General features: G+C 63.2%; 30 protein-coding genes. 15 read left to right on the top strand and 15 right to left on the bottom strand.

The annotated features are described in order from the left end of the window. Positions 1 to 62 precede the first annotated feature (62 nt). Positions 63 to 707: a DUF7547 family protein gene (locus MU558_RS15165; RefSeq protein ID WP_246968101.1), complete on the top strand. Its 645-nt coding sequence runs from the start codon at positions 63 to 65 to the stop codon at positions 705 to 707. Here MU558_RS15165 and MU558_RS15170 read toward each other — a convergent pair whose 3' ends face one another. From MU558_RS15170 to hflX, 3 genes are all read right to left on the bottom strand, one after another. Further along, on the bottom strand, positions 708 to 1,115 hold the full coding sequence (locus MU558_RS15170) for a PhlB family protein (RefSeq protein WP_246968104.1): 408 nt from the start codon (positions 1,113 to 1,115) through the stop codon (positions 708 to 710). It lies immediately after the preceding gene. Beyond that, positions 1,112 to 2,269 (bottom strand): thiolase family protein, encoded by a 1,158-nt coding sequence (locus tag MU558_RS15175; protein WP_246968107.1) that lies wholly within the window; start codon positions 2,267 to 2,269, stop codon positions 1,112 to 1,114. The genes MU558_RS15170 and MU558_RS15175 overlap by 4 nt, the downstream gene beginning before the upstream one ends. 198 nt (positions 2,270 to 2,467) lie before the next feature. After that, the gene (gene hflX, locus MU558_RS15180) at positions 2,468 to 3,769 is read right to left on the bottom strand and encodes a GTPase HflX (RefSeq protein ID WP_246968151.1); all 1,302 of its coding nucleotides are present in this window, start codon (positions 3,767 to 3,769) and stop codon (positions 2,468 to 2,470) included. A 277-nt stretch (positions 3,770 to 4,046) separates the two neighbouring features. Here hflX and MU558_RS15185 point away from each other — a divergent pair, with 277 nt between their 5' ends. Further along, positions 4,047 to 4,349 carry an FUN14 domain-containing protein gene (locus MU558_RS15185; RefSeq protein ID WP_246968154.1) on the top strand — a complete coding sequence of 101 codons (303 nt, stop codon included), beginning with the start codon at positions 4,047 to 4,049 and terminating at the stop codon, positions 4,347 to 4,349. A 53-nt stretch (positions 4,350 to 4,402) separates the two neighbouring features. Here MU558_RS15185 and MU558_RS15190 read toward each other — a convergent pair whose 3' ends face one another. The 8 genes from MU558_RS15190 to tbsP form a co-directional block, all read right to left on the bottom strand. Then, entirely contained in the window at positions 4,403 to 5,128 is a 726-nt protein-coding gene (locus MU558_RS15190; protein WP_246968157.1) for a ribosome assembly factor SBDS, read from the bottom strand. Positions 5,129 to 5,410: 282 nt separating this feature from the next. After that, a complete protein-coding gene (gene psmA, locus MU558_RS15195; protein ID WP_246968160.1) occupies positions 5,411 to 6,166 on the bottom strand; it encodes an archaeal proteasome endopeptidase complex subunit alpha in 756 nt (251 codons plus the stop codon). A gap of 4 nt (positions 6,167 to 6,170) precedes the next feature. After that, positions 6,171 to 6,650, bottom strand: a complete 480-nt coding sequence (locus tag MU558_RS15200) for an Rpp14/Pop5 family protein (protein WP_246968163.1) — start codon at positions 6,648 to 6,650, stop codon at positions 6,171 to 6,173. Then, positions 6,647 to 7,279, bottom strand: a complete 633-nt coding sequence (locus MU558_RS15205; RefSeq protein WP_246968166.1) for a class I SAM-dependent methyltransferase — start codon at positions 7,277 to 7,279, stop codon at positions 6,647 to 6,649. Before MU558_RS15205 ends, MU558_RS15200 begins: the two co-directional genes overlap by 4 nt. Further along, positions 7,263 to 7,967 carry an RNase P subunit p30 family protein gene (locus MU558_RS15210; RefSeq protein WP_246968169.1) on the bottom strand — a complete coding sequence of 235 codons (705 nt, stop codon included), beginning with the start codon at positions 7,965 to 7,967 and terminating at the stop codon, positions 7,263 to 7,265. The genes MU558_RS15205 and MU558_RS15210 overlap by 17 nt, the downstream gene beginning before the upstream one ends. A gap of 591 nt (positions 7,968 to 8,558) precedes the next feature. Next, the gene (locus MU558_RS15215) at positions 8,559 to 9,791 is read right to left on the bottom strand and encodes an orc1/cdc6 family replication initiation protein (protein ID WP_246968172.1); all 1,233 of its coding nucleotides are present in this window, start codon (positions 9,789 to 9,791) and stop codon (positions 8,559 to 8,561) included. 637 nt (positions 9,792 to 10,428) lie between these two features. After that, on the bottom strand, positions 10,429 to 10,707 hold the full coding sequence (locus tag MU558_RS15220; RefSeq protein WP_246968175.1) for a hypothetical protein: 279 nt from the start codon (positions 10,705 to 10,707) through the stop codon (positions 10,429 to 10,431). 229 nt (positions 10,708 to 10,936) lie between these two features. After that, on the bottom strand, positions 10,937 to 11,755 hold the full coding sequence (tbsP, locus tag MU558_RS15225; RefSeq protein ID WP_246968178.1) for a transcriptional regulator TbsP: 819 nt from the start codon (positions 11,753 to 11,755) through the stop codon (positions 10,937 to 10,939). Between the two features lie 381 nt (positions 11,756 to 12,136). On the opposite strand from tbsP, the gene glyA reads away from it, so the two are divergent. The 3 genes from glyA to MU558_RS15240 all read left to right on the top strand — a co-directional run bounded on the left by glyA (position 12,137) and on the right by MU558_RS15240 (position 15,427). Then, positions 12,137 to 13,384, top strand: coding sequence for a serine hydroxymethyltransferase (glyA, locus tag MU558_RS15230; protein WP_246968181.1), 1,248 nt, complete (start codon positions 12,137 to 12,139; stop codon positions 13,382 to 13,384). Positions 13,385 to 13,518: 134 nt separating this feature from the next. After that, a complete protein-coding gene (locus MU558_RS15235; protein WP_246968183.1) occupies positions 13,519 to 14,433 on the top strand; it encodes a DUF7260 family protein in 915 nt (304 codons plus the stop codon). A gap of 100 nt (positions 14,434 to 14,533) precedes the next feature. Further along, positions 14,534 to 15,427, top strand: a complete 894-nt coding sequence (locus MU558_RS15240; protein ID WP_246968186.1) for a bifunctional methylenetetrahydrofolate dehydrogenase/methenyltetrahydrofolate cyclohydrolase — start codon at positions 14,534 to 14,536, stop codon at positions 15,425 to 15,427. Between the two features lie 10 nt (positions 15,428 to 15,437). On the opposite strand, the gene MU558_RS15245 is transcribed toward MU558_RS15240, so the two are convergent. After that, positions 15,438 to 15,950 (bottom strand): hypothetical protein, encoded by a 513-nt coding sequence (locus MU558_RS15245; protein WP_246968188.1) that lies wholly within the window; start codon positions 15,948 to 15,950, stop codon positions 15,438 to 15,440. Between the two features lie 6 nt (positions 15,951 to 15,956). Further along, complete coding sequence (locus MU558_RS15250) at positions 15,957 to 16,688, bottom strand: DUF7117 family protein (RefSeq protein WP_246968191.1); 732 nt, start codon at positions 16,686 to 16,688, stop codon at positions 15,957 to 15,959. A 76-nt stretch (positions 16,689 to 16,764) separates the two neighbouring features. Between MU558_RS15250 and MU558_RS15255 the strand changes: the two genes are divergently transcribed. From MU558_RS15255 to MU558_RS15290, 8 genes are all read left to right on the top strand, one after another. Beyond that, entirely contained in the window at positions 16,765 to 17,130 is a 366-nt protein-coding gene (locus tag MU558_RS15255; protein WP_246968194.1) for a 2Fe-2S iron-sulfur cluster-binding protein, read from the top strand. Between the two features lie 159 nt (positions 17,131 to 17,289). Next, positions 17,290 to 17,919 carry a hypothetical protein gene (locus MU558_RS15260; protein ID WP_246968197.1) on the top strand — a complete coding sequence of 210 codons (630 nt, stop codon included), beginning with the start codon at positions 17,290 to 17,292 and terminating at the stop codon, positions 17,917 to 17,919. Between the two features lie 266 nt (positions 17,920 to 18,185). Continuing rightward, complete coding sequence (locus tag MU558_RS15265; RefSeq protein ID WP_425607628.1) at positions 18,186 to 18,566, top strand: DUF7528 family protein; 381 nt, start codon at positions 18,186 to 18,188, stop codon at positions 18,564 to 18,566. Between the two features lie 89 nt (positions 18,567 to 18,655). Next, positions 18,656 to 18,802: a hypothetical protein gene (locus tag MU558_RS15270; RefSeq protein ID WP_246968203.1), complete on the top strand. Its 147-nt coding sequence runs from the start codon at positions 18,656 to 18,658 to the stop codon at positions 18,800 to 18,802. Between the two features lie 544 nt (positions 18,803 to 19,346). Then, positions 19,347 to 19,622, top strand: a complete 276-nt coding sequence (locus MU558_RS15275) for a PadR family transcriptional regulator (protein WP_152942641.1) — start codon at positions 19,347 to 19,349, stop codon at positions 19,620 to 19,622. A 2-nt stretch (positions 19,623 to 19,624) separates the two neighbouring features. Then, positions 19,625 to 19,876 (top strand): hypothetical protein, encoded by a 252-nt coding sequence (locus MU558_RS15280; RefSeq protein WP_246968206.1) that lies wholly within the window; start codon positions 19,625 to 19,627, stop codon positions 19,874 to 19,876. 174 nt (positions 19,877 to 20,050) lie between these two features. Further along, positions 20,051 to 21,343 carry an MgtC/SapB family protein gene (locus tag MU558_RS15285; protein WP_246968209.1) on the top strand — a complete coding sequence of 431 codons (1,293 nt, stop codon included), beginning with the start codon at positions 20,051 to 20,053 and terminating at the stop codon, positions 21,341 to 21,343. Between the two features lie 54 nt (positions 21,344 to 21,397). Continuing rightward, positions 21,398 to 22,741 carry an aminotransferase class III-fold pyridoxal phosphate-dependent enzyme gene (locus MU558_RS15290; RefSeq protein ID WP_246968212.1) on the top strand — a complete coding sequence of 448 codons (1,344 nt, stop codon included), beginning with the start codon at positions 21,398 to 21,400 and terminating at the stop codon, positions 22,739 to 22,741. A gap of 30 nt (positions 22,742 to 22,771) precedes the next feature. Here the strand turns inward: MU558_RS15290 and MU558_RS15295 are convergent, their stop codons facing one another. After that, a complete protein-coding gene (locus MU558_RS15295) occupies positions 22,772 to 23,095 on the bottom strand; it encodes a ribbon-helix-helix protein (RefSeq protein ID WP_246968215.1) in 324 nt (107 codons plus the stop codon). Between the two features lie 160 nt (positions 23,096 to 23,255). Here MU558_RS15295 and MU558_RS15300 point away from each other — a divergent pair, with 160 nt between their 5' ends. Together MU558_RS15300 and MU558_RS15305 are read left to right on the top strand one after the other, a co-directional pair. Continuing rightward, a complete protein-coding gene (locus MU558_RS15300) occupies positions 23,256 to 24,176 on the top strand; it encodes an HhH-GPD family protein (protein WP_246968218.1) in 921 nt (306 codons plus the stop codon). Between the two features lie 50 nt (positions 24,177 to 24,226). Next, complete coding sequence (locus MU558_RS15305; RefSeq protein ID WP_246968220.1) at positions 24,227 to 24,841, top strand: NADPH-dependent FMN reductase; 615 nt, start codon at positions 24,227 to 24,229, stop codon at positions 24,839 to 24,841. Between the two features lie 11 nt (positions 24,842 to 24,852). On the opposite strand, the gene MU558_RS15310 is transcribed toward MU558_RS15305, so the two are convergent. Beyond that, entirely contained in the window at positions 24,853 to 25,521 is a 669-nt protein-coding gene (locus MU558_RS15310) for a hypothetical protein (RefSeq protein WP_246968223.1), read from the bottom strand. Positions 25,522 to 25,547: the final 26 nt, after the last annotated feature.

Raw genomic sequence — 25,547 nt, forward strand, 5'->3', positions numbered from 1 at the left:
GGATCCGACTCGAGGAATCACGCCTCGATTATCGTTTTGAATCCGCGGTCCGTAGGTCACGCATGGCCAACCGAGACGAAGACCTCGCGGAATCCATCGACGAACTCACACAGACGCTGCGCGACCTCCGCCACGAACTCGAGCCGCGTCCGGAGCCGCGACTGCGACCGCCGACGCCGGGGGAACTCCTCCGGTTGACCGACGAGGTCGCGATCCCCGCGCTCGTCGCGATCCTCGAGGCGAACGTCCGGGCACTCGAGGCGTTCCAGCGCGGTCTCAGGCTCGTCCGCCGGGACCGCGACGTTCGGGAGCGGACCGGGAGGGCGACCGACGTCACCCGAACGCGGGCGACCGAACTCCGGGAGACGACGCTCGAGCAACTCGACGGAGCGCTGGCAGAACTCCAGCGGGCGCTCGGGGAGGGGGCGCTGCCACAGAACCGCCAGGCACGCGACCTCGTCGAGGACGCACGCGAGTTGCGCGACGAGGTAGATCGACGACTGCGAGACGCCGGTGAGGAGGTCGACGCCGAGACGAAGGGCCGAACGATCGAAATCGACGACTCGACCGACGACCGACCCGACGAGTCGGACGTCGACGTCGACGCCGAACTCGAGACGCTGAAAGATCAGTACGGATCGGACGACGCCGGTGACGAGACAGACGGCGACGAACCGGACGACGAGACCGGCGAGAACGAGTCGTGATCAGACCGGTTCGAACCGGTAGCCGTCCCACTCCTGGCTCTCCGGTTCTCTGATCCCCGCGCCGGGCTCGCGGAGTTCCTCGACGTGGACGGGTCGGACCGTATCGCCCGTCTCGACGTCGTCGGTCGTCACCTGCCCGAGCGCCCGGACGGATTCGCCGTCGTCGCCGGACTGCGTCCGGCTGCTCGAGGCGTCGTCGGACGCCTCGCTGACGTCGAACTCGACGATCGCCATCGTGTTCGGCTCGCGCACGCCTGGCGGCGTCGCGGTGCTCGTCGTCCAGGTGACGACCTCCGCGGTGTACTCGCTCAGGTCGATCGTCTCGACTGGTTCGCTCCCGTCCGGTCCGATCGGGTGGCCGGGGTAGGTGATCGATCCGTTCTCGTAGCGGTAGGCTTCCATCGTCATCGTGCTGCCTCCATGATGGTGGTGATGACACAGTTTCCGAAGCCGCCGACGTTACAGGTCAGGCCGACGTCGGCCTCGACCTGTCGCGGACCGGCCTCGCCCATCAGCTGTTCGTAGATTTCGACCGCCTGTGCGACGCCGCTGGCCCCGAGCGGATGGCCCTTCGACTTGAGGCCGCCGGAGGTGTTGATCGGCAACTCCCCGGTGTCGCGCTCGGTATAGCCTTCCTCGACGAGCTGCCAGGCCTCGCCCTGCTCGGCGAAGCCAAGCCCCTCCATCTGGAGGAACTCGAGGATGGTGAACATGTCGTGGAGTTCTGCGACGTCGATGTCGTCGGGTCCGTAGCCGCTCATCTCGTAGGCACCCTCGCCGCTCTCGACGACGCCACCCATGATCGTCGGATCTTCCCGCTCGTGGACGACGTGGGTGTCGGTCGCACCGTCGACGCCCGCGATCACGACGTACTCGTCGGTGTACTCTTTCGCGACCGACTCGGGACAGAGCATGAGTGCCGCCGAGCCGTCCGTGATCGGGCAGAAGTCGTACAGTCGAAGCGGGTCGGCGACGATCGGCGACTCCATGGCCGTCTCGAGGTCGATCTCCTTCTGGAACTGCGCCTTGGGGTTGTCGACGCCGTTCTTGTGGTTCTTGACGGCGACCTTCGCGAGACTCTCCCGTGGCGCGTCGAAGCGCTCGAGGTAGTGGCGCGCGGTCAGGCCCGCAAAGGAAGGGAGCGTGACGCCGTGTTTGTACTCGACCGGGTGGGTGAGCGACGCGATGACGTCGGTCGCCTCAGCGGTCGTCCGGTGAGTCATCTTCTCGCCGCCGACGAGCAACGTCATGTCGCTTGCCCCGCTGGCGACCGACTGCCAGGCGGCGTAGATCCCTGCACCGCCGCTCGAACTCGTCTGGTCGACGCGCTGGGTGTACGCCGGCATCGCGTCGAGGTCGTGAACTAGCGCGTTCACGACGCCGCTTTGTCCCTCGAACTCGCCACTCGCCATGTTCGAGACGTACAGGTGCTCGACGTCAGCGGGGTCGACGCCCGCATCCTCGAGACAGGCAAGGCCGGCCTCCACGAGCAACTCGCGGATCCACTCCTCGCGTTTCCCGAACTGGGTCATCGACGCCCCGATGATCGCGACTCGTTCCATGGTCTCACAGACTTGGGTCGAGAATTTATATTTAAGGTATTGGTCACTTCTCGCGACTGTCGCCGCGAGCGTCGAGTCGGCGTCGTCCGGGAACCGTCGTCGAGTTGCGTCGAACTCGTCATAACGTCTGCTGTAAGTCATTCCAGGAGCAACCCCGAACTGTCCGGCGGTTTTCGGAAACAGGTACAGCAGGCAGTATCAGGCCGACTCTGCGGCCGCCGTCTGCAGGTCGCTCGCTCGAGCGCGAGCCTGCGAGATGACGGCCGGTCGAGCCTCGAACGAGAGGATGACGTCGTCGTCGCCGTATGTGACGTCCTCCACGCGCGCGTTATCGTGAATCCACGAGACCAGACTCATCGTGTCGTCGGTCATCGGAAGCACCAGTCGTTCGCGCTCCCAGTCCGGTAACTCGCGGTCGATGCGCTCGAGCAGTTCGTCGACGTTCGTCCCCTCTTTCGCGCTCACGGCGACCGGGTTCGGCGCGAGCGCCGACAGCGCAGCTCGCTTCTCCTCGAGTTCGGCCTCGCTGACCTGGTCGATCTTGTTCAACACCGTCACGATCGGCGCCTCGTTGCGCTCGTAGAGCGTGTCGTGGCTGGTGACGAGCTTCTCGCGAATCTCCTCGACCGGTTCGCTCACGTCGACGACGAGCAAGACGAGATCCGCCCGGTAGACCGAATCGAGCGTCGACTTGAACGATTCGACGAGCCAGTGGGGCAGGTCGCTTATGAACCCGACCGTGTCGGTCAGCAGGACCTCGCGCGGGCCGACCTCTGCCCGGCGGGTCGTCGTGCCGAGCGTCGTGAACAGCCGATCTTCGGACTCGGCCGTCGCCTCGAGGTCCGGGTGGAGTTGCTCGTTTTCGTCGACCGCGAGGTCCGCCGCGAGCTGGCGAAGCAGCGTCGACTTCCCGGCGTTCGTGTAGCCTGCCAGCGCGACGAGGTCGAACCCCGACGCACGGCGACGTTCGCGTCGGTGTTCTTCGGTCTGCTCGATCCGCTCGAGTTCGTCCCTGATGCGGCTGATCTGGGCTTTGATGTCCTGTTCGCGACTCTCGTCGTACTCGCCGAGCCCCATGAAGCCGGGGTGTTCGTCGCGTTTGGCGAGGCTCGTCTTCGCCTCGACGCGTGGCAGTTCGTACCGCAACTCGGCGAGTTCGACCTGGAGTTGCGCCTTGCGCGTCTGGGCCCGCTGGCCGAAGATCTCCAGAATCAGCGTGAAGCGGTCGATCACTTCGACGCCGTCGGGGAGCTTCTGTCCGAGGTTGTACGTCTGGTAGGGGCCGAGTCGATTGTCGAAGATAACTGTCGTGACGTCTTCTCTGGCCGCCATGTCGGCGAGTTCGTCGGCTTTCCCCTCGCCCAGCTGGAGGGCAGGATCGGCCTTTCTGGACTGTGTTACTTCGCCGGCGACCTCGTAACCCGCGGCTTCGGCGAGGTCGCGAATCTCTTCGGTGTCTGGCGTTCCTGAGTCGACGCGTTTTGCAATGATCGCTCTCATGTGGGTGAGTGAACGTGGAAGAGTCTACCGCCGCCGCCCGGGGACGTTTCGTCTTCGAGACGGATCCCGCAGGTCACCGGCCGTTCGGTCGCGGTTCCTTGGGGCGGCACGTTCCGAACCACGTTACGGACGGCGACCGATCACCTCCGTTCGCGAGACGGCACTCATAGACCAGGGTACGGCACCAGCCGTCTTGAATCCCGTGGCGAAAACATAATCGACCGGTACAGTCACAGTACCACAAAGGTCTTGACGACTGACTCGAAAACGTGGACTCATGGAACTCGATCCAACGGCACTCGGTTTTGAGTTCGGCGGTGGTGCCTTCATCGGCGCCGTCATGGGGTTTGCCGCGAAGAAAATTGCGAAGCTCATCGCCGTCCTCGTCGGCGTCCAGCTCGTCGTCTTCCGATACCTCGAGTCACAGGGCATCATCATCGTCGACTGGGACGCACTCACTGCAGGACTCGTGAGCACCAGCGAGTACGCTGATCCGAGCTACCTCGAGTCGCTCGTGTCGACGCTGTCTATCGGAGCCGGTTTCACCGCCGGCTTCCTCGTCGGCTTTCGTCGTGCGTAGCGTTCTCGAAGCTGTCGGCGGTCGACCGGGGCGTCGACCGGTGAAAAACGAGCCTACCGCGTGCTAAGTTCGTCTTTGTCCTTGACGATCCGGGTCTCGGCCTCGCCGCTCGTGTTCTCGTTGACCACGTCGTAGAAGTCGTTCTGGAGTCCGGCAGGGAACGTGACGACGCCGATCCACGAGCCGTCTGGTTGCCACTCCTCGCGTTCCAGGTCGCCGTACTGGCGGATCTTCGCCTGTGCACTGCCGGCGTACTCCGCAGGCACCTGCACCGCGACGGTCACTTCCTCGAATCGGATCGGAATGACCGGGCGCAACGCATCGAGGGCATCATCGACCTGGCTCTCGGCGGGCTCCATCGGATCGACCGTAAACCCCGCTTCTTCGAGTGCGTTCTCGATGCGTTCGGGCGGATGGGGCGCGTCGTCCATCTGCGGGTTAATCGCGTTGCGCGCGATTCGGTTGATCAACTGTTTTCGCTTCTGTTCTTGCATCTCGCGGCGCTGGTCGGCCGTAATCTGGATCTCGCCGCGTTTGATGACTTCGGGGATGATCTCGAGTGGATCGGTCGTATCGAACACCTTCTCGAGATCGTTTTCTGCCGGTCTGTCGCCACGAGAGGCGTCCTCGAAGACGTCTTCGGCGGCAATTACGTCCTCCAGGTTGCCATCGAACTCACCGCGTTTGATCGCGAGTGCGGCGTCCGGATCGACCAGCACTTCGAAGCGCGCCCCGTGGGACTCGAGTCGCGCCGTCACCGCCTCGTCGAGTGATATCATACCAGCACGTAGCCGTGCGTGAATAAAAGACCTTTTCCCGATGGTCCGCGCCGACGCGCGGATCGCAAACGACCTCGAAACGGTAGCGTCTCACCCGTCCTGTGTAGACGTGGCGACGGTAGCCACGCATCTACCGAACGGGCATCTCGCCGGACGACAGGGATCGAAACAGTCGTCGCGACGGGGCAGAACGATCGACGGCGTCGAAACTGCTGCCGTCCGCGATCGAGCGTTACTCGACGGGAGAACGGCAAGCGTGTCGCCGAAAGAACGCCGGGATCGTTACTCGTCTGTCTCCTCGTCTTCCTCGGCGAGGAGATCGTTCTCGACGAGGTGCTCTTCGATCCGATCGTAGTCGAACTGCTCGAACTGCTCGGTCTCGACGTCGATCGTCGCGAGGCCGACCTCGTTGGGGAGCAACGACCCGTCGTTGACCGACGCGAGCGCATCGAGCGCGAGCGCGATTCCGCCGTCGAGGTCCGCCTCCTCGTCGTAGTTCTCCTCGAGGTAGCTCTGCAGTTCGCCGCGGTCGGCGCCGACTGCGAGGGCCTTCCACTCGTAGGGCGTCCCCGACGGGTCGGTCTCGAACAGGCGCGGTTCGCCGTTCTCGATGCCACCGACGATGAGCGCGACGCCGAACGGACGCGCACCGCCAACCTGCGTGTACTGCTGGATGTGGTCGGTGACGTCCTTGGTCAGCGTCTCGACACCGATCGGTTCGCCGTACCGGAGCTGGTTGACCTGCGCCTGGCGGCGTGCGAAGTCGATGAGCTGGCGGGCGTCGGCGACGTGACCCGCACTCGCGATGCCGATGTGGTCGTCCGCCTTGTGGATCTTCTCGACGCTCGAGTCCTCGAGCAACGGCGAGGGGATCCGTTTGTCGACTGCGAGTACGACGCCGCCGTTCGTCCGGATGCCGATGCTCGCAGTGCCACGTTTGACCGCCTCGCGGGCGTACTCCACCTGGTAGAGTCGGCCGTCGGGCGAGAAGATCGTGATGCCACGGTCGTACGCCTGCTGTTGGGCTTGTCCCTGCATAGTATCACGCTAAATCGAGGTCTGTCGCGCCCGCGAACGCGTCATCGAGTCGCACGTCTGCAGATCCATCACGCACGACGGCGACACGCTCTTCGTTCCCGAACACGACGTTTCTCTCCTTCGAAACTTGCCCGCGGCGTCCTAAATACTTTTCTTCAGCGGCACGGATCGTGCCACTGATACCGTGAACGAAAATTCCGACGGGCGAGCCGTCGATTTCGTCGACACAGGCGATCGCCGCCCTCGCCGCCTCGAGTTCTCCGTGACGGACTTTGACCAGCGCCTCGCCGGCGCCGTCCTCGAAGTCGAACCGGACGACCGTGAGATCGGCGTCGGCGCTTCCCGGGTCGCCAAGCAGGTTCTGTCCCGCGTACCAGACCTCCCGCTGGAACGCCCGACGGCCGATTCTCGCGTCCGGCCAGGACTCGATGCCGACCGCGAGATACCGCCAGCGGGGCCGGAGGTGTTTCGGGAGGTGTTTCATTTGTCGTCGCCGGATTCGGTCGCGTCGCGGGCACGCTCGGCGACGAGCACGCCGACTTGCTCGTGGACGCGTTCGACGGCGGTCAGCGAGAAGCCGGCGTCGGTCAACGCGTCAGCCAGGACGCCGACCGTCGCCGGGTCATCGACGTCGGGACTGTAAAACGGTTCGCCGGGATCTGGCTCACCGAAGAACATCACGTCTCCTAGCACGAACCGCTGCGGGCCGAGACCCGCGATGACGTCGATCGCCTCGCGTTTCTCCTCGTCGCTCAGGTGGTGCATCGCGAAGTTCGAGGTGACGATATCGACGTCGTCGCCGTACTCGGGTTCGCGGAAGGTTCCGTAGGCGAACTCGACGTTCGCGAGTCCCTCGTCGTCGGCTTTCGCCCGCGCCTCGGCCATCATTCCGTCGCTGATGTCGCGGCCGACGGCCCGTGCCGCGTCGGGGGCGAGTGCAAGTGCGATCGCTCCCGTCCCGGTGCCGAGATCGAGGACGACGTCGTCTGGGCCGGGTGCCGCGTGTTCGATCACGAGGTTCGCGCAGGCCAGATACTCCTCTTGTTTCGAGTCGTCGTACTCGCTCGCCTTCTCGTCGAACCGGGCCGCGTGTTCCTCAACGCTCTTTTTCATACCGTCCTCGTTCGACTCCCGGCTCAATGAAAGACTCGGAGAGCACGCGGCGATTTCGCTCGGCGAGTCGACCCCACTCCCGGAGCCCCGACTCGATCCACTCACTCGAGAAGCCGATCTGTTCGCCGAGCGCGCATAGCTCGCGAGGTGCCCGTATCTCGAGGTGGGAAGCGGGGTCGGCGCTCACCACGTATGGCGTATCGTAGTAGTCGACGATCTCTCGAAGCTTGCGCAGCGACTGGATCGTCCGGACCCGCCGCCCGCCGCTCTGGCGCAAGACGCCGGAGAGATCGAACTCGATTCGGACGCCGTTCTCGACGGCAGCCCTGGCGAGAACGTGATTGAACTCACCCTCCCGCGCCATCGGATGGGTGAGCACGTCGACCTTGTCGTTCTCGACGGCGAAGCGATTCAGCGCCGGGGTCCCGCCTGCGACCGCGACGACCGTGTGCGTGCTGCGGACGTTTCCGACCGACCCGCTCGCTTCCCGTTTGGTGTCCGCACGGACCTCGACGCCGTCGACGACGTCGACGTCGTACTCGTTCCCGACGGTCGTCGCGTCGTACGTCGCGCGCGCGTCAGAAGAATTCAAGACGACGACGCCGTCGAAACCGTATTCGGCGGCCGTCTTCGCCACTCGAGCGACCGTGCTGTCGCCGTCGGGTCGAGCGTGGACGGCCTCGTACATACTCGAGACGAGTCCCGGTCGGAACTTGGGCGTTGCGTCTCTCGGCCACCGTCGCGATATCGACGTCCAGTAGTGCTGGTCGGCCGACGACGGGGGCAACGCCGGACAGGCGGCCGAGGGCGTTCGATTTGTGCTGGCTCGAGACGATCCCGGGTCGCCTTCGAACTCGAGTGGTCACAGGCATAATCGTTCACAGACCGCACCCCTCGTTTCCGACGTTTCTTTGGGCCATCACGTTCGCATCGTGACTCTCGCCCGTGACTCTCGCCCGTGACTTCAGGCCGGATGTCGGACCCCGGATTTCCGTCGTTTGTCAGACCCACCCCACGTTTCCGACGTTTCTGCAGACTCCCGACACGCCGAGTTTCCGTCGTTTCTTCGCGAACCGCCCCGTATTTCCGGCGTTTTTCAACCCCACCCCACGTTTCCGCCGTTTCCGTAGAGTCGCGTCGATCGCACCGTATGTGGACGCGTACCCCACCCCATGTTTCCGACGTTTCCGGCGTGTCACCCTGGGTTTCCGTCGTTCGAAACGACGTCCGACTGTGCGCTCCGGCGGATCCTGCAGGTCTCGAAAGTGCGGCGACGACGCTAGCGATCCGCCCAGTTTTGCATCCGACTGTCCTCGAGGATCGTCTCGCGAACGACTTCGTGATCCTCGATGAGGCGATTCTGGAGGTGGATTCCTCCCGCACTCCCCTTGTTGATCTTCTCGATCTCGACGACGCCGAGGAAGGCCTGTTCTTTGAGAATGTCCCGGAATCGACGGACAGAGAGGGTGTCCATGTCGAGGTAGTTGCAGATGCGCTCGTACTCGTCGTAGACGCGACTCGTGAGAAACGCGTCCTCCTGGGAGGTGACCGTGAGTTCGGTCAACGCGAGCAACGCGGCTTTCGCCTGGGTCGGCGCGCCGTTGACCAGCTCGCGAAACCGGTCTTTCTCGGCGTGCTGTTGTGCCTGGCGGACGTGCTCCTCTCGAACCGTGTCGTCTCCGGACTCGTAGGCGACCTCGCCGGCGTGACGAAGGATGTCGATCGCCTTCCGTGCGTCACCGTGTTCCTGGGCGGCGAACGCCGCAGCGAGCGGGATGACGTCGTCCGAGAGTACGCCCTCCTGGAAGGCGTCGTCGCGGTTGTACATGATCTCGCGGAGCTGGTTGGCGTCGTACGGCTTGAAGAACAACTCCTTGTGCTGGAAACTGCTTTTGACCCGCTCGTTGAGGTCGTCGACGTACTGAATCTTGTTACTGATCGCGATGATTCCGATACTGCAGTCGATCTTGCCCGCTTCCTCCGCTCGAGACAGCTTCATCAGCACGCTCCCGTCGGTCATCAGATCGATCTCGTCCAGGATGATGATCACCGAATCGAACTGCGAATCGAGGGTCTGCCAGAGGAGTTTGTAGTACTTCGACGTGCTCAACCCCGTGTGCGGGACGGTGATTCCAGTGACCGACTCGTCGTTGAGTTTCGCGGCGAGCGAAGAGATTGCCTGGGTCTCCGTGTTGTCCTCCGCACAGTCGATGTACGCGGTTCCGATGTCGACGCTATCCTGGGCGGCGTTCTGTGCTCGCTGGCAGACGTGACGGGAGACGAGCGACTTTCCGGTCCCGGTCTTCCCGTAGATCATCACGTTCTCGGGAGAGTAACCGTGAACGGCACCGTTCAGTCGCTTTGCCAGCTTCGAGATTTCTTCGTCGCGGCCGACGATCCGGTCGGCCTCTGGAACGTGACCGATCTTCAGGAGATCCTTGTTCGCGAAGATCCGGTGGCCGGACTGGAACAACGGATCGTCGACGGAGTCCAGGGAGGAATCAGACGTCATCTACTACGACGAGGTAGCGGAAGGTGGACTGATAAAACCAGTGGATTTGATCACACCGTATTTCCGACGTTTTCGACCACGAAACCGGGCATATGAGAGAGTGAGAAGGGAGGTTCGGTATTCGACCATTCACGCCGCGTTTCCGACGTCCCGTGCGATGCCGTGACTGTGACGACAGTTGGTGGGATGAGTCCGTGAAGAGGGGGTGTGTCCCACCCACCCCAGGTTTCCGTCGTAATTGTGCGAGAGTGGGTGGGTGGAGACGAAACGGACGTGGGCGTCCATGGGATTCCAGAAGGAGAGTCAGTCAGCGACAGAGATCGTCAGTCTACGTCGGATTCAACTCGAGTTCCATACTCGAGGTAAGACTACTGGAAACCTCTATTTCGGCTGAATAAACGAAATTACTATTCGTTTATTCCTTAAACGAAGTTAACCCAATGGACTATTCTCAAATCTAGTACTTATAGATCTAGGATAGAGTTTGTAGATCTATAGAGCGGTATAGTATACGGCGCCTGCATCGTGGAACGTCAAAACGGGGACGAGAACTGGCGTCGGAGGAACGACGGAAACGACGGAAACGTGGGGGGTGTCGTGTTCGCTTACTGTGCGCTGCTCGAGGGATCGGTTTGTTTCACTCACTTTGTCTTCCCACTTCCATCCTCCTCTTTACGTCTGCTCGTATCATCTCGCCTCTTCTCGTCACTCGTCGCTCGTCGCTCGTATCGTCATATCTTCTTCCACTACCCACTCGATATCTCCTCCACTCCTCCCTCCTCCACTCCTCCCTCCTCCACTCCTCCCTCCTCCACTCCTCCCTCCTCCACTCCTCCCTCCTCCACTCCTCCCTCCTCCACTCCTCCCTCCTCCACCTCTCCCTCCCTCCTCCCTCCTCCACTCCTCCCTCCTCCACTCCTCTCTCCTCCACTCCACCCCACCCCCACCTTCTTCACCAATACGTCGGAAACCTGGGGTGGGTGGGACACACCCCCTTCGATACGTTGGAAACGACGGAACCGAAGGGGGTGTGAAACGACTGGTGCCCCGGCAGTGCCGACGTCGTGAAATGAACGCAACGCCTGGTAGAAACAGTGAGAAAGAGGGCAGGGCAACCGGTTGGGGACGTTTCGATCCTCGAGTCGTCAGTTCAGAATCGACTGTGCGACCGTCGCGAGCTGGCCGTTGTCGGCCTCGCGCAGGCGGTCGTCGCCGATCTTCAGACGGAGACGGGGACGGCCGACGTCGATCGGCACCTTCTCGGTGTCGAGCAGCCCCATGTCTTCGAGTTTGGTCTTCGTACGTGAGAACGTTGCCTTGCTGGCGATGCCAACGTCTTCGCCCCACTTGCTGATGTCGTACAGCAAGGCCTCGTTTTTCGCGGCGACGAGCAGCGAGATGGTGACTTCGTCGAGCCCTTCGCCGTCTCCACGGGCAGTCTCGAGTGACTCGAGGATGGCGGTGAAGTCCTCCTCGGCGTCGGGACCGATCTCCTCCGAAAGAGTCTCGCGCACGCGCGAGATCGGCGGTGTCCGGAGGTTAAAGGACGTCGCATCTTCCCAGCGCGCCGCGTAGGTCTCGTACGCGGCATCGACGAACTCCTGGTCGTCGGTGACGAGTCCCCCGACGCGGTCGCCTGCGTGGACGATGGCGACAACGGCGTCGTCGGCGACGAGCAGCGAGTTCTCCGGCGCTTCCTCGAGCGTTCGGAGCGCGAGTACGTCGTCCGCGATGAGGTCGGCGGCGTTGCTGGCCACGATGAAGTCGTCCATCACGTCTTTGAGCGTCCGCTCGTCGGCGAGCATGTGGACGGTCGGCAACTCACCGTCGAACCCGGTCGCGACGGTGACGAACTCTTCGATCGCGTCCCACGATGGGTTGACCATGTATACGTCCCCTGTCGTATCCTCGAGGACCGACTCGAGAATATCGTCAATCTGGTGGTTTAATAAATTCGAGTCCATGGCTATGCAGAAGTAAAAGACTGCCCAATACTTAATTTTGTTGGCCAACACCGTGCCGCAACTTCTGATCACACTCATTAATTGGTTATTTTTAATGGTAATCAGATCATTTCTTCGTTTGTACAATGAATAATTCCATAATTATAGCACTTTAGTTGTTTATCCACGATCTACTTATCGGTAGAGGGTAATGTTCTCGCTGTCGATGGATCGCCCCTCTCGGCCGTCGGTACGGACGGTACTCGTCGAACCGACGAGATTCCCGGTCGGAACCCGACGTCGAGCAGCGAACGTCGCCGACGGCGTGGTGTCCGGGTACCGTCTCGACTCCATTTGCCGGAGAAAGGTACACTTATACATCGCCCAGACTCCACTCCAGATATGGAACACGAGCACGTCCGGGCCGTCGACCCGGCGGTCGCTGACGCCCTCGAGGGCGAGGTAGAACGCCAGCGGAACACGCTGCAGATGATCGCGAGCGAGAACCACGTCTCCGAGGCCGTCCTCGACGCTCAGGGGAGTGCTCTGACGAACAAGTACGCCGAGGGCTACCCCGGGGAGCGATACTACGGCGGTTGCGAGTACGCAGACGAGGTCGAACGACTCGCGATCGATCGGGCGAAAGAGCTGTTCGGTGCCGAACACGTCAACGTCCAGCCCCACTCGGGCACGCAGGCGAACCAGGCGGTCTACTTCGCGATGCTCGAGCCGGGTGACAAGATCCTCTCGCTCGATCTCACCCACGGTGGCCACCTCAGCCACGGCCACCCGGCGAACTTCACGGGCCAGCTCTACGAGGTCGAGCAGTACGAGGTCGACCCCGAGACCGGCTACCTCGACTACGACGGACTTGCCGACCACGCCGAGGAGTTCGAACCGGACATCATCGTTTCGGGGTACTCCGCGTACCCGCGCGAGGTCGAGTGGGAACGCATCCAGGCGGTCGCCGACGACGTCGACGCGCTTCACCTCGCGGACATCGCCCACATCACCGGACTGGTGGCGGCGGGCGTCCACGACTCCCCCGTCGGCGTCGCCGACTTCGTTACCGGGAGCACGCACAAGACGATCCGCGCCGGTCGCGGCGGCATCGTCATGACGAGCGAGGAGTACGCCGACGACGTCGACGCGGCGGTCTTCCCCGGTGGACAGGGCGGCCCACTCATGCACAACGTCGCCGGCAAGGCCGTCGGCTTCAAGGAAGCACTCGAGCCCGAGTTCGAGGAGTACGCCGAACAGACGATCAGAAACGCCGAAGTCCTGGGCGAGACGCTCACCGACCACGGGTTCTCGCTCGTCTCCGGCGGCACTGACAACCACCTCGTGCTCGTCGACCTTCGTGACTCACACCCCGATACGACCGGCGGTGACGCCGAGGAGGCACTCGAGGAGGCCGGCATCGTCCTCAACGCCAACACGGTTCCGGGTGAAACCCGATCCGCGTTCAACCCAAGCGGTATCCGTGCTGGAACGCCCGCACTCACCACTCGTGGGTTCGACGACGACGCGATCCGAACGGTCGGAGAGTGCATCGCTCGCGTCATCGACGCACCCGACGACGACGCAGTCAAAGCTGACGTCCGCGAGACGGTCGACGACCTCTGTGCGGAGTTTCCGCTGTACGAATAGCGTTCTGGCCGGGTACCATCGGTTCCAGTCTCCTTTTTCGATCGTCTACTCACCGCAAGGCTGCGGCAACTACCTTGTCGTTCGTAACGGTTATTGGGTCCGCAATCAATGACAAGTAGTATCATACAAGACCGATGACGACCTACTACTCCAGGGCCTCTCCAAAGCTCGAGCCAGAGACGGCCTGCTCCGGGATCGAGTGTACGCTCGCGGGCACGATCGATCACCTGCTCGTGTTCCTCTGGCTCGGTGCGCTCGGAATCGTCGTCGCGGCCCTGTGGTACGTTCCACGGGCGCTCGAGGCGTGCGACGAAGAGTACGATCGCACCCGCGAGGAAGCACAGGCCTTCGATCGATTCGCACGCCGCGTCGCCGAGATCGACGTCTCGTCACCGCGAGAGCAGCCGACCCAGCAAGCGCTTGCGGGCGCGGTGACGGCTTCGTTCGCCACGTCGTCGAACGACCGAGCGTTACGAGACGTTCGAGAAACCTATCGAGAGACAGTCATGTCCGTTTCGCACTACCGAGAAGAGTACGACGAGCCGCTTGCCGAGAACGTCGCCGAGGAGTTCGACGAAACCGTCGCGACGGTACTTACGGACGGCGGACAGTGGACGCCGGAGGTCAAACGGCTCGTCGTCGCCCGAGCGACCGAAGCGCGAAATCGGCGCGAACGATTCCTCGAGGTGCTCGAGCGCGAAACCGACGCGCTCGAGTCTGCCACCGACTCGTTCGAGCGCGTCGAGGCGACCCTCGAGTCGATCAACGATCGACCGTCGCTCGACTACTCCTACGAGGAACTCGAGGACGCCTGGGACGAATTGCGAGAGCTCGAACGACGGACCGACACGCAACTCACGTCTCGCCAGGAGGCGATACAGGGCTCCGAGACTGTCGGCCGACAGTTCACCGACCCGTGGACGATGTACGCCTATCTCTACCGATCGCTTTCGACGTCACATCCGATTCTGACCGACGGCACGCGGTTACTCGAGAAAGTGACGACGACGAAACACCGGATCGTGAGGGCGCTCACGAGCCGCGTCTGACGCGTCGAGATATCCATGAATGTGTATAATCGGTCTTCTAAATAGGTGAAGGTATACACGAATCCGGGTGTTTAAGGGAATCGAAGCCACTCGTTCGACCATGACCGAGATCATCGACGGCAACGCCGTCGCGAGCGAGATTCGCGACGACCTGACCGACGCGATCGAGACGCTGGCCGACGCGGGCGCGCGACCGGGGCTCGCCACGGTGCTGATGGGCGACGATCCCGCGAGCCAGACCTACGTGAACATGAAACAGCGGGACTGCGAGGAGGTCGGCATCGAGAGCGTGCACGTCGACGTCGACGGGGACGCGTCCGCCGAGGAGCTGTACGACGCGATCGGGGACTTAAACGACGATCCGGACGTCCACGGATACATCGTCCAGGCACCTGTGCCGGACCACGTCGACTATCGCGAAGTGATCCGCCGAGTCGATCCGATGAAAGACGTCGACGGCTTTCACCCCGAGAACGTCGGTCGTCTCGTCGCGGGGGAGGCTCGTTTCCGTCCGTGTACGCCCCACGGCGTTCAGAAACTCCTCGAGGCCTACGACGTCGACACCGAGGGTGCGGACGTGACGATCGTCGGTCGGTCGAACATCGTCGGGAAACCGCTCGCCAATCTGTTGCTCCAGAAAGCCGACGACGGCAACGCGACGGTGACGGTCTGTCACTCCCGGACTGACGACCTCGCGGCGAAGACCCGGAACGCGGACGTCGTGGTCGCTGCGGTCGGCGTCCCGGAACTGATCGACGGCTCGAAGATCGGCGAGGACGCCGTCGTGATCGACGTCGGCGTCAACCGGGTGGATGCGGACACCGAGAAGGGCTACGAACTCGTCGGCGACGTCGAGTTCGAGAGCGCCAGGGAGAAAGCAAGCGCCATCACGCCCGTCCCCGGTGGCGTCGGCCCGATGACGCGGGCGATGTTGCTGTACAACACCGTAAAGGCGGCGAGCCTGCAGGAAGACGTCGACGTCGACCTGCCCTGATCCGTCCCTTTTACTCCCTTCGCCGATCCCGGTTGCGCCGTCCCGACTCGATCGCAGTCAGGAGGTCGTGTGGCCGCTCGGAGCTCAGGAAGATCGGTTTCGCATCCGTTCGGTAGATCCGAACCCCTTCGCTCGAGTCGGGCGCGTACTCCCAGCCCGAGCGCGTCCACCTGAGTCCGTAGCTGTAGGAGCGTCGTTCCTCACGTCGCACGTCCTGAATCGCGGAGAACGGAACGTGGCGATACGAGCGATGGAACGGCCAGTACCGGAAGTAGACGCCGTCCTCGCGCACCTCGGTGTGAAGCGTCGAGCGCAAGAGGAACGGCAGCGGTGCCACGACGATGGCGACGGTCGCGACGACGATCGCCGTCGACTCGAGGGTCACGCCTTCGTCGGCGAAGATCAGGATCGGCGTCACGAGCAAAGCGGGCAGCGAGAGGGCGATCAGCGCCGGCCCCATCCACGAGGGGAACGTCTGGCACTCCTCGAACGTGAGGTCTCGAGAACCGGCTGCGTCTGCCATTCGAGATCACTCGAGACTGTCCTCGAGGCGCTCGAGCCGGTTTTCCGCCCGGAGGATCGCCTCGTCGTCGTCTTCGCAGAGCCCGGTCGTGAGGTCGCGTGTCGCCTCGACGAGCGTCTCGGCCGTCCGGGGCGGGACGTCGCCGTCGAGCATCCGAATCCGCTTGACGTGTTCGGTGAGCATCTCGAGCGTCGATCGCTCGAGCGGAACCAGTTCCCGTTCGCCGTCTTCCACCCAGGTCCTGACGTCGCGCCGGTACTCGCGGACGGCGTTCGCGTAGGCGAGCCCGCGCGCGTCACGGAGCGTCGTCGGGACTTCCTCGACGGGTGGGCGCTTGCCGGCGTCCGCATCGCCCAAAAGCGAGAGGAAGTACAGCTCCTCGCGCTCGTCTAGCGTGCGTGCTCTGGCGACGACGTCTGCGACGTGGAGCAGTTCGATTGCGGCCAGATACGCGTCGTCGAGCAGTTGCAAGGTCCCGCCGCGGACGAATCCTCGGCGACGAACGTACTCGCGTGCGTGATCGCGGGCGCGTTCGGCGAGGTCGGTCGTCGCCGCCTCGTCGACGTCGTTTCGCACGGCGGTGAGGTCGAACTCGACCTCGAGATCCGTGTGTTCGGTTCGTTCGTCGAGGCCGACGCTTCGAAGGCTTCCACAGGCTGGACAGCCGACGCTGCCAGTCTCGTAGTACGACCAGCGGGTCCCACAGTCGGTACACTCTCGTTCGCCGCGGATCTTCATACGGGAGGATACTCGAGCAGACACAAAAGCTCCGTCGTCCGGTAGTATAAGTCGGTTCCCACCCTACAGATTTCTCGTGACCGAGACGTACATCGTCGAGATCGAAGTGCCCGAGGACGTCGACAGCGACCACGCCGGCGAGACAGTGACGATCGACGTCGGTGCCGACGAGTACGTGCTTCCGGCGGCACGCGAGGCAGGACTGTGGCTCGAGGCCGACTGCCAGCAGGGCTGGTGTACGCGATGTGCCGCACGGTTGCTCGAGGGCGACGTCGACCAGAGCGACGCCAGACGCTACTACGAGGTCGACGAGGAGGCGGACTTCGTCCTCACCTGCACGGCGAAGCCACTGTCAGACCTCCGACTTCGTGCGTTCCGCTACGACGAAATTCTCGAACACCGAGCAGCACACGACCTTCCGCCGGGTCGATCGAAGTTGTGACGATGGAAACGTCGGGCTTCTCTCATCTGTAACAGATCACCTGATAGAAATACATCGCTGACGGGACACTCTCCGTATGTTACTGGATACTCAATAGGTGATTAATGTGCGGCAGTTGCAGGCCGCACTGCAACGTATCTGAACGTGATACTCGCAGATATGTCATGCCGACGACTCAGTCGACGAAAGTTCGTAGCTGCCGCTGGAACCACGAGTGTCGTCGCTCTCGCCGGATGTGCAGACGGCGGCGACGGGAACGGTGCCGAGGACGACGAACCAGAGGACAACGAGACGACGGACAACGAAACGGCCGACGGGGAGACGTACACTCTGACGGTGACGGTCGAGGACAGCGAGGGTGAACCGGTCGAGGGCGCCACCGTCATGCTCGAGGAAGCCGGCATGATGGAAGACGGTGGGGCCGACAACGAGACCGACGCCGGCAACGAAACCGACGCCGACAACGAGACCGACGTCGGCAACGAGACCGGCACTGACAACGAAACTGGGGCCGACAACGAGACCGACGCCGGCAACGAGACTGACACCGAAGACGGGATGGGCACCGAGATGGAGCAGGAGACCGACGGAGAGGGGATGGTCGAGTTCACCGAACTCGAGGACGGAGAGTACACCGTCACCGCCGAATCCGACGGGCAGCAGGCCGAAGAGGACGTCGAGATCGACGGTGCCGACGAGGAAGTGACGCTGACGCTGGGCGAAGACGGTGCTGGCAACGAAACCGGCGACAACGAGACGGACAACGAAACCGGCGACGACGGCGCGTAATCCGGCACCACGGCCACGTCCCATCGGCTTTCGCGACGCCCACCGTCTTCCTCGAGCACCGTTTTGCAACGTGCTCACGCGAGTCGGCGGGCCGATTCCACGGTGCGTGTGACGATCCAGCTGGACGTTCACTGAACTGAACGGAACGCTTTTGAGCCGAGAGGAGGACGTCGAACGTACGATGACGCGGAGTTCCCACACTCCTGGTCGCGAAATTCTCCGACAGTGACGACGCCACTGTCGTCCTCGAGGACGGCCGTGTCCGGATCGAAGTCGGCTCGGAGACGTACCTGTTGTCCAGAACCGACGCGCTCGCCCTTCGAGATCGACTGTCGTCGACACTGGCGTGCGAACACGAGTTTTCCCACACGGTCGGTTGCCACCGTGAGGACGGGACGTACGTCGTCGAGCGCCGGCGAGCGGACTCGAGTGGTCACCGAAAGGTGTTCGAGTCGTTCGAGCAGTGTCGACGCCTCTACGATCGGCTTCCGGACCGGTTTACCGCCACCGACGTCGGGCGAGCGGGACTGACCGGCAGCAGACGTCATCTGCTCGTCCGTCACTTCGACGAACACCCGGATTTCGAGTGTGAACTCGTCGCCAGACAGCCGCTGACTGTTCACAAACGTCGTCCGGAGCGGAACTGACGGCCACGAGCCGCCGAGAGTCCAGGTGACGAAATTCGCTCGATCATCCGTACTGGACTTTTTTAGGCCATCGCTCGATAGCTGCAGGTATGCGCGACGAAGAAGAGATTCGCGAACAGTACGAGTTTCTCAAAGAACACCTCGAGAGCGAGGAGATGCGTCACGAAGGCGTCGAGCGGATGTTCACGTACTACAAGCGGGCGCTGGGGTGGGTCCTCGAGGAAGAACATATGTGACGCCGGGAGTCCGACAGAACGCCTGCAGACCTATCACGTGCTCAGCCGTTGTCGGTACATTTAAGTTCAACCGGCGAAATTCTCAACGTGACGCTTCGCTTGGAGGGCCGAAGCGTCAGCGGGGACCAATTCAGGGCGGCAAGCGATCGCGCGACCCTTTTCACGTCGCGCGATCTGCTTTCCTGTTTACTCTCGATCAACCAGTCACTTCTCCGGCAGCGTACGCGAATCTCGCTGTGACGTTCCCTCGAGCTAACGGTTCGGTCGAATTAGCCCGAACACTGCGTTGAATTCGGACACCGTCGTTCGCCCGATCGTCTGCCGTATCCGAGAGATCCAACTAGTGACTAATTGTACCCGTCGAAACGGTCAGAAGAGTAAACATGATCTAGCGGTTATGTAACCGATCCCGGCGATCAATCACGAGCGTTATCATTCGGAGTCGACCAATACATCTGTCTTCGATGGTAATATCGCTGTTTCGATCGAAACGACCCGACATGTTTATTAAATTCCGACAGTAAGTACGACCGGTACTTACCCAATGTACGACCTGACAGGATTCCAGCGTGACTTGCTCTACGTCATCGCTGGCGAGGAGGAACCACACGGACTGGCGATCAAAGAAGAACTCGAGGAGTACTACGAAAAAGAGATCCACCACGGTCGGCTCTACCCGAATCTCGACACGCTCGTCGATAAAGGCCTAGTCGAGAAGGGTCGCCGTGACCGACGGACGAACTTCTACACGCTCACCCGACGAGGACGCAGGGAACTCGAGGCCCGCCGGGAGTGGGAAGCCCAGTACGTCGACCTGTAGCAGTGGTCTCCTCGCGGACGATCACTGCACTGGTCGGACTCGCCATCGGACTCGCCGTGAGCGTCGGCGCCTGGGTATACTTCGATACGGTTCTGCTACTGCTGTTTCTGCCGTTCGTTCCCTTCCTGTTCGCCGACCGCAGTGCCGGCGAACGGACCGCCCCCGACTACCGATCCTGTCCTCAATGTGGCTTCCGGACGGCCGACTCGGAGTTCGAGTACTGTCCTCGAGACGGGACACGACTCCACGAGTGATCGCCAGTCTTCGTCTCCCTGGATTCGGAACACACGAAGTCGGAGGTCTCGCCTCTCGCGTGATGGGATGGCGACGAACCGGCTTTGCCCGCCGTCGGCGTCGTTGCCGGCCGTTTATAAGGGGGCGACTGTTCTGGCACGTTATTTATATTCGGTTACGGAGAATCACGGAGAGTGAACGAGGTCACGCTGCAGGTCGTCGACCCACCGCTCGAAGAGACGGTCGTTCGAATCGCGCTGGCCGGAGCACTCGGTATGTTCCTCGGACTCGAGCGTGAGTGGTCTCAAAAGTCCGCGGGCATCCGAACGTTTTCACTCATCAGTCTGCTCGCAGCGGTCTTTACGATCCTCGTCCTCGAGACCGAGGTCGGTGAGAGCCTCCTCGTTCTCGGCGGGGTTTTGGTCATCGTCCAGGGCGTCTTGCTCGCGGTACAGGGACTCACCGGCGAGGAGGACACGGGTCTCTCACTGACCACGTCCGTCACGATGCTCGTCGCCTACGGCGTCGGCGCGATGGTCGCCGCGGGGTTCATCCTCGAGGGGGTGACCGTCGCCGTCCTCTCGTCGCTGCTGCTCGTGCTCAAACGCGAACTCCACGAGTTCGCCTGGGGACTCTCACGCGAGGAGATGCGCTCGAGCACCGAGTTCGCCATCCTCGCGTTCGTCATCTACCCGCTTCTCCCCCCGGAGTGGACCCTGGAGGTCGGCGAGGTGTCCATTCCACTCGAGCCACAGGTCATCTGGCTGATGGTCGTCGCCGTCGCGGGAATCGGCATCGTCAACTACGCGATCGTCTCGACGTACGGTGGTCGAGGGATTGCCGTCACGGGCTTTTTTGGCGGGCTGGCCTCCTCGACAGCCGTCGTCGGAACGATGCTCGACCACGTCAGACAGCGTCCGGAGGCGGCTTCCTACGCCGTCGCCGCAATCTTGCTCGCCGACGCCGCGATGGCCGTCCGAAACCTCACGATCGCCGTCGCGTTTACGGTCGGAAACGGCGTCTCGCCGCTTTTCGAGGCGATCATCCCGCTTGGCGCGGTTATCGTCCTCGCGTTCGTCATCGCCGGCACGACGGCAGACTGGCGAGAGCCGATGTCGATGGACCTCGAAAGTCCGTTCTCGATGAAAAACGCCCTCGGATTCGGGGCCGTCTTCCTCGTCGTTCTCGTGTTCGGGTCGCTCGCCGAAACCTGGTTCGGCACACTCGGCTTCTACGCGACCGCCGTCGCGAGCGGCCTGGTCTCGAGTGCCGGTGCGACGACGTCGGCGGTCGTCCTCTACCGCGGGGGACAGCTGACAGCGCCCGAGGCGACGATCGCCGTCCTCCTGGCGACCGTCTCGAGCATCGTGGTCAAGGCGATACTCGCAGCGACGTCGACGAACACGCAGTTTCGCTACCGCGTCACCGTCTACAGCGGTGTGTTGCTCGTCGGCGGGGCGGTCGCCTCCGTCGCGGTCGTCCTCTAAGATTTGCCCGAACCATAACGAATATTTTAATCGACCAGTCGTCGAACGTGTCGTATGGATCGAGACACGGTCGAACCCGAAGTGGACTCCATTCCGGGTGCACGTGCCGAAAGGTGGGTGAACTACCACCACGAGTTCGCTGCCCCGAGCACCTACGTCTACGAGTTCGTCTGGGACACGCAGGCCGAGGCGATCGGCCCGTTCTGTACCGACGTCGATGGGAACGTCCTGATGGACTTTACGAGCCACGTCGCCGCCGCGCCGCTGGGATACAACAACCCCACGATCGTCGAGAAGCTCCGCGAGTTCGATCTCGTCGATCCACTCAAGATCGCCGGCCAGGACTTCTACGTCAGCGGCGGCTTTCCGCCCGAAGACAGCGAGTTTCCCGGCCCGACCCAGCTGATGGATCGGCTCGTCGACGCGACCGATCACTACGACATGGACACCGTCTTCCTCTCGAATTCGGGCGCCGAAGCGATCGAGAACGCCATCAAGATCTGCTACGCGAGCGGCGGCCACCGTGCGTTTACGACCGACGGTGCGTTTCACGGCCGGACGCTCGGTGCGCTTTCGCTCAACCGCTCGAAGACGGTTCACCGCACGGGCTACCCCGAAGTGCCGGGCGTCGTCAGCGTTCCGTACCCCTCGACCGACCGGGAGTACGAGCGCGAGTGGCGTACCGACGGTCCCGGCGGCAACGTCGTCGCCGACCAGCTCGACCCCGAACGGGGCGTCGTCGACCCCGACGAAGTCGCCTTCCTCATCCTCGAGCCGATCCAGGGCGAAGGCGGCTACCGGCCCGCCCACCCCGAGTTCGCCCGCGACCTCGAGGCCCTCCGCGATCGCTTCGGCCTGAACGTGATCGCCGACGAGATCCAGTCCGGGCTCGGCCGTACCGGCGAACTGTGGGCCGTCGATCACCTCGAGCTCACGCCGGACGTCATCACGAGTGCGAAGGGACTGCGCGTCGGCGCGACGATCTCTCGCTCTGACGTGTTCCCGGCGGAGGGTGGTCGACTCTCCTCGACCTGGGGTGCCGGCGACGTCGTCGCCGCGATGCAGGGCGTGCTCACCATCGACGCCATCCGCGAACAAAACCTCCTGGCGAACGTCCGCGAACGGGGCCAGCAGCTCCGTGAGATAATCGTGGGTGCCGACGCCGACTGCGTGGTCGATGTCCGTGGACGCGGACTCATGCTCGGCGTCGAATTCGACACCAAAGAGCGACGCGAAGCGATCGTCGAGGCGGCGATGCGACGCGGCCTGCTCACGCTCGGCTGTGGCTACAAGACGCTGCGACTGCTTCCGCCGCTCGACGTCACCGAACGCGAGATCGACCTCGGAGCGGACCTTCTCCTCGAGGCCATCGACGACGTCACCGAGAAGGCGACGTAGCGGGCTACCGTTCCCCGGCCGGTACGGCACCTAGAACTGGTACCGACGCTCGTCGTCTCTGGTCGGGTACTGGTCTGCACCCGTCATCTCGTCGAAGGTCATCCCCGTGAGGTACTCGTCGTAGGTGACGTCGTAGCCCGACCGCAGGTGGAAATCCAGGTTCCCCGTGTCGACCGCCGTCTGGAAAAGCATGTGAATCGCACGGCGGACGAGTTCGTCAGTCTCCTCGGGATCGAGTGCTGTCTCGAGCAAGGCGAGTTCGTTTCGCGTTTCGCGATCGAGCGAGACCTCGAGTTCGTCACCCAGGTCGGCGTACGCGTCCTGTATCTCGTCGTTGAGGTCGTCGAGACCCATACGCTGGAGGTATCGAGCCGGCCGCATATGCCTTTCGTGCTCGTGGTGCTCTTGCTCTGTCGTGGTATTCTCACCCTGCTACTCTACTATCGTCTTCACGTGCGCGCGCCGGACGGCGAACTTCCGGACGTATAAGACGGTACGCTCGCTAGGGCGACCGATGAGCGAACGGGAGGAGCCCACGCTGCCCGACGACCTCGAGGCAGTTCGTGAGGCGCTGATCGCGTGGTACGAGGACGACCACCGGCCGTTTCCCTGGCGACGAACCGACGATCCGTACGCGATCCTCGTCAGCGAGGTGATGAGCCAGCAGACCCAACTCGAGCGGGTCGAAGCGGCCTGGGAGGAGTTTCTCGAGCGGTGGCCGACGACGGCGGCGCTCGCCGAGGCGGATCGCGCCGACGTCGTCGGGTTCTGGACGGACCACAGCCTCGGGTACAACAACCGGGCGAAGTACCTCCACGAGGCGGCCCACCAGGTCGAGACCGAGTTCGACGGCGAGTTCCCGACGACGCCCGACGGCCTCCAGGAACTGATGGGCGTCGGGCCGTACACGGCGAACGCGGTGGCGAGTTTCGCGTTCAACACCGGCGACGCCGTCGTCGACACGAACGTCAAACGCGTCTGCTATCGGGCGTTCGGAGTGCCGGACGACGACGCGGCCTTCGAGACGGCGGCGAACGACCTCATGCCGGACGGGCGATCGCGCGTCTGGAACAACGCGATCATGGAACTCGGTGGCGTCGCCTGTCGCCAGCGGCCCCGCTGTGACGAGGCGGGCTGTCCCTGGCGCGAGTGGTGTGACGCCTACGCGACCGGCGACTTCACCGCTCCCGACGTCCCCACCCAGCCGACGTTCGAAGGAAGCCGTCGCCAGATGCGTGGCCGTGCGATTTCGATACTCAAAGAGTACGACGAACTCTCACTCGACGACCTCGGGCCGCGAGTGCGAGTTGACTACACTCCAGACGGTGAGAACGGCCGCGAGTGGCTCCGCGACCTCCTCTCGGACCTGGCCGACGACGGCCTGGTCTCACTCGAGATGCGAGACGGCGAGACGGTCGCCCGGCTCCGGCGCTGACGTGTGGCGTCGGGACAGCGGTTTTCAGGCCCGACCACGAGGTGAACGGTATGACCGAAGCCGACCCGCCGTCGGAGGACGTCGACGACGCGGTTCGCGTCGTCGCGATCTGTGGCAGTCTTCGCGAGCGCAGTTACACCCGCATCGCCCTCGAGCGCGCACTCGAGGAAGCCGCCCGGCTGGACGCAGAGACCGAACTGCTCGACCTGCGCGAGTGGGACCTCCCGCTCTACGACGCCGACGTCGACCGCGAGGACGCGGGTGAGGCAGAAGCGTTCACCGCTCGCGTGCGCGCGGCCGACTCAATACTACTTGGATCGCCGATGTACCACGGATCGTACTCCTCGCCGCTGAAGACCGCACTGGACTACTGTGGCTTCGACGAGTTCGAAGACGAGACCGTCGGCCTCCTCGCAGTCTCCGGCGGTGCGTTTCCGGTGACCACCCTAGAGCACATGCGGTCGGTCTGCCGGGCGCTCAACGCGTGGGTAATTCCACACCAGGCAGCCATCCCGAACGCGAGCCGTGCGTTCGACGACGGCGAGTTCGTCGACACGAGCCTCGAGGAGCGTGTGGCGACGCTCGGCCGGCGAGCGGTCCAGTACGCGACGATCGAACCGGACCCGGACTCCTTCGAGAGCGGCCAGAACGTCGGCGCACGGTGACCGGTGGCGGATCACGGCTCGAGTATCCGCCGGAGACGGTGTTGCTGTGCGAAAAGGGAGACGAGCCAGAACGCGAGGGCACCGAGCTGGTATGCCTGGATTCGAAGGAAGAGACTCATCTCGCGAACCGAGAAGAGGGCTGTGGTAAACGACCAGTCGGTGAACCACGCCGTTGCGAGCAGCGTCGTCGCACCGAGAGCGATGAGCGCTCCCGGAACCAACGTCGCGGGGTTCGCGACACTAGTCAGCAGCGAATCGCCGTCGTATCTATGCTCGAACCGAAAGACGTAGCGTTCCAGGGTGAACTGGCCGGTGAGAACGACCGCGAGGGTGAGCGCAGCGGCGACGACCCCACCGACGCCCCCGACCCACTCGGCGACCAGGAGCCAGACGATCCAGCTTCCGGTGAGCACCATCGCGGTGACGAGTCGCTGCGGGCGAAGCAGGTCCCCGATGCTTCGGGTCGCCATGCCAAAGACGCCGGTCCTGAGAAGCGATCCACAGAAGAGGATCCCGAGTCCGGCCATGGCGGTCGAGACCGTCCGCGATTCGACGACGAGCACGAACCACGAGACGACCGCGACCGTCTCGACCGTCGCCGCAGAGAGCGCAGCAGTTGCACCGACGAGCCGCCGCTGTGTGGTTCGGCCGAGGACGCCCGGCCGGCGAATGACGCTCATACCGACGCTTCGAACTCGAGCCGTTT

The organism is Natribaculum luteum, from assembly GCF_023008545.1.
In the GTDB taxonomy this organism is placed as follows: domain Archaea; phylum Halobacteriota; class Halobacteria; order Halobacteriales; family Natrialbaceae; genus Natribaculum; species Natribaculum luteum.

What these genes read in the sequence shown, in the direction of transcription:
- MU558_RS15200 (WP_246968163.1), bottom strand. Translation starts at nt 6,650, where the DNA reads ATGAAACACCTCCCGAAACACCTCCGGCCCCGCTGGCGGTATCTCGCG.
- psmA (WP_246968160.1), bottom strand. Translation starts at nt 6,166, where the DNA reads ATGCAGGGACAAGCCCAACAGCAGGCGTACGACCGTGGCATCACGATC.
- MU558_RS15190 (WP_246968157.1), bottom strand. Translation starts at nt 5,128, where the DNA reads ATGATATCACTCGACGAGGCGGTGACGGCGCGACTCGAGTCCCACGGG.
- MU558_RS15250 (WP_246968191.1), bottom strand. Translation starts at nt 16,688, where the DNA reads ATGAAGATCCGCGGCGAACGAGAGTGTACCGACTGTGGGACCCGCTGG.
- MU558_RS15165 (WP_246968101.1), top strand. Translation starts at nt 63, where the DNA reads ATGGCCAACCGAGACGAAGACCTCGCGGAATCCATCGACGAACTCACA.
- MU558_RS15210 (WP_246968169.1), bottom strand. Translation starts at nt 7,967, where the DNA reads ATGTACGAGGCCGTCCACGCTCGACCCGACGGCGACAGCACGGTCGCT.
- MU558_RS15270 (WP_246968203.1), top strand. Translation starts at nt 18,656, where the DNA reads ATGCGCGACGAAGAAGAGATTCGCGAACAGTACGAGTTTCTCAAAGAA.
- MU558_RS15245 (WP_246968188.1), bottom strand. Translation starts at nt 15,950, where the DNA reads ATGGCAGACGCAGCCGGTTCTCGAGACCTCACGTTCGAGGAGTGCCAG.
- MU558_RS15175 (WP_246968107.1), bottom strand. Translation starts at nt 2,269, where the DNA reads ATGGAACGAGTCGCGATCATCGGGGCGTCGATGACCCAGTTCGGGAAA.
- MU558_RS15275 (WP_152942641.1), top strand. Translation starts at nt 19,347, where the DNA reads ATGTACGACCTGACAGGATTCCAGCGTGACTTGCTCTACGTCATCGCT.
- MU558_RS15215 (WP_246968172.1), bottom strand. Translation starts at nt 9,791, where the DNA reads ATGACGTCTGATTCCTCCCTGGACTCCGTCGACGATCCGTTGTTCCAG.
- MU558_RS15305 (WP_246968220.1), top strand. Translation starts at nt 24,227, where the DNA reads ATGACCGAAGCCGACCCGCCGTCGGAGGACGTCGACGACGCGGTTCGC.
- hflX (WP_246968151.1), bottom strand. Translation starts at nt 3,769, where the DNA reads ATGAGAGCGATCATTGCAAAACGCGTCGACTCAGGAACGCCAGACACC.
- MU558_RS15295 (WP_246968215.1), bottom strand. Translation starts at nt 23,095, where the DNA reads ATGGGTCTCGACGACCTCAACGACGAGATACAGGACGCGTACGCCGAC.
- MU558_RS15260 (WP_246968197.1), top strand. Translation starts at nt 17,290, where the DNA reads ATGTCATGCCGACGACTCAGTCGACGAAAGTTCGTAGCTGCCGCTGGA.
- MU558_RS15290 (WP_246968212.1), top strand. Translation starts at nt 21,398, where the DNA reads ATGGATCGAGACACGGTCGAACCCGAAGTGGACTCCATTCCGGGTGCA.
- glyA (WP_246968181.1), top strand. Translation starts at nt 12,137, where the DNA reads ATGGAACACGAGCACGTCCGGGCCGTCGACCCGGCGGTCGCTGACGCC.
- tbsP (WP_246968178.1), bottom strand. Translation starts at nt 11,755, where the DNA reads ATGGACTCGAATTTATTAAACCACCAGATTGACGATATTCTCGAGTCG.
- MU558_RS15300 (WP_246968218.1), top strand. Translation starts at nt 23,256, where the DNA reads ATGAGCGAACGGGAGGAGCCCACGCTGCCCGACGACCTCGAGGCAGTT.
- MU558_RS15240 (WP_246968186.1), top strand. Translation starts at nt 14,534, where the DNA reads ATGACCGAGATCATCGACGGCAACGCCGTCGCGAGCGAGATTCGCGAC.
- MU558_RS15235 (WP_246968183.1), top strand. Translation starts at nt 13,519, where the DNA reads ATGACGACCTACTACTCCAGGGCCTCTCCAAAGCTCGAGCCAGAGACG.
- MU558_RS15310 (WP_246968223.1), bottom strand. Translation starts at nt 25,521, where the DNA reads ATGAGCGTCATTCGCCGGCCGGGCGTCCTCGGCCGAACCACACAGCGG.
- MU558_RS15205 (WP_246968166.1), bottom strand. Translation starts at nt 7,279, where the DNA reads ATGAAAAAGAGCGTTGAGGAACACGCGGCCCGGTTCGACGAGAAGGCG.
- MU558_RS15185 (WP_246968154.1), top strand. Translation starts at nt 4,047, where the DNA reads ATGGAACTCGATCCAACGGCACTCGGTTTTGAGTTCGGCGGTGGTGCC.
- MU558_RS15170 (WP_246968104.1), bottom strand. Translation starts at nt 1,115, where the DNA reads ATGACGATGGAAGCCTACCGCTACGAGAACGGATCGATCACCTACCCC.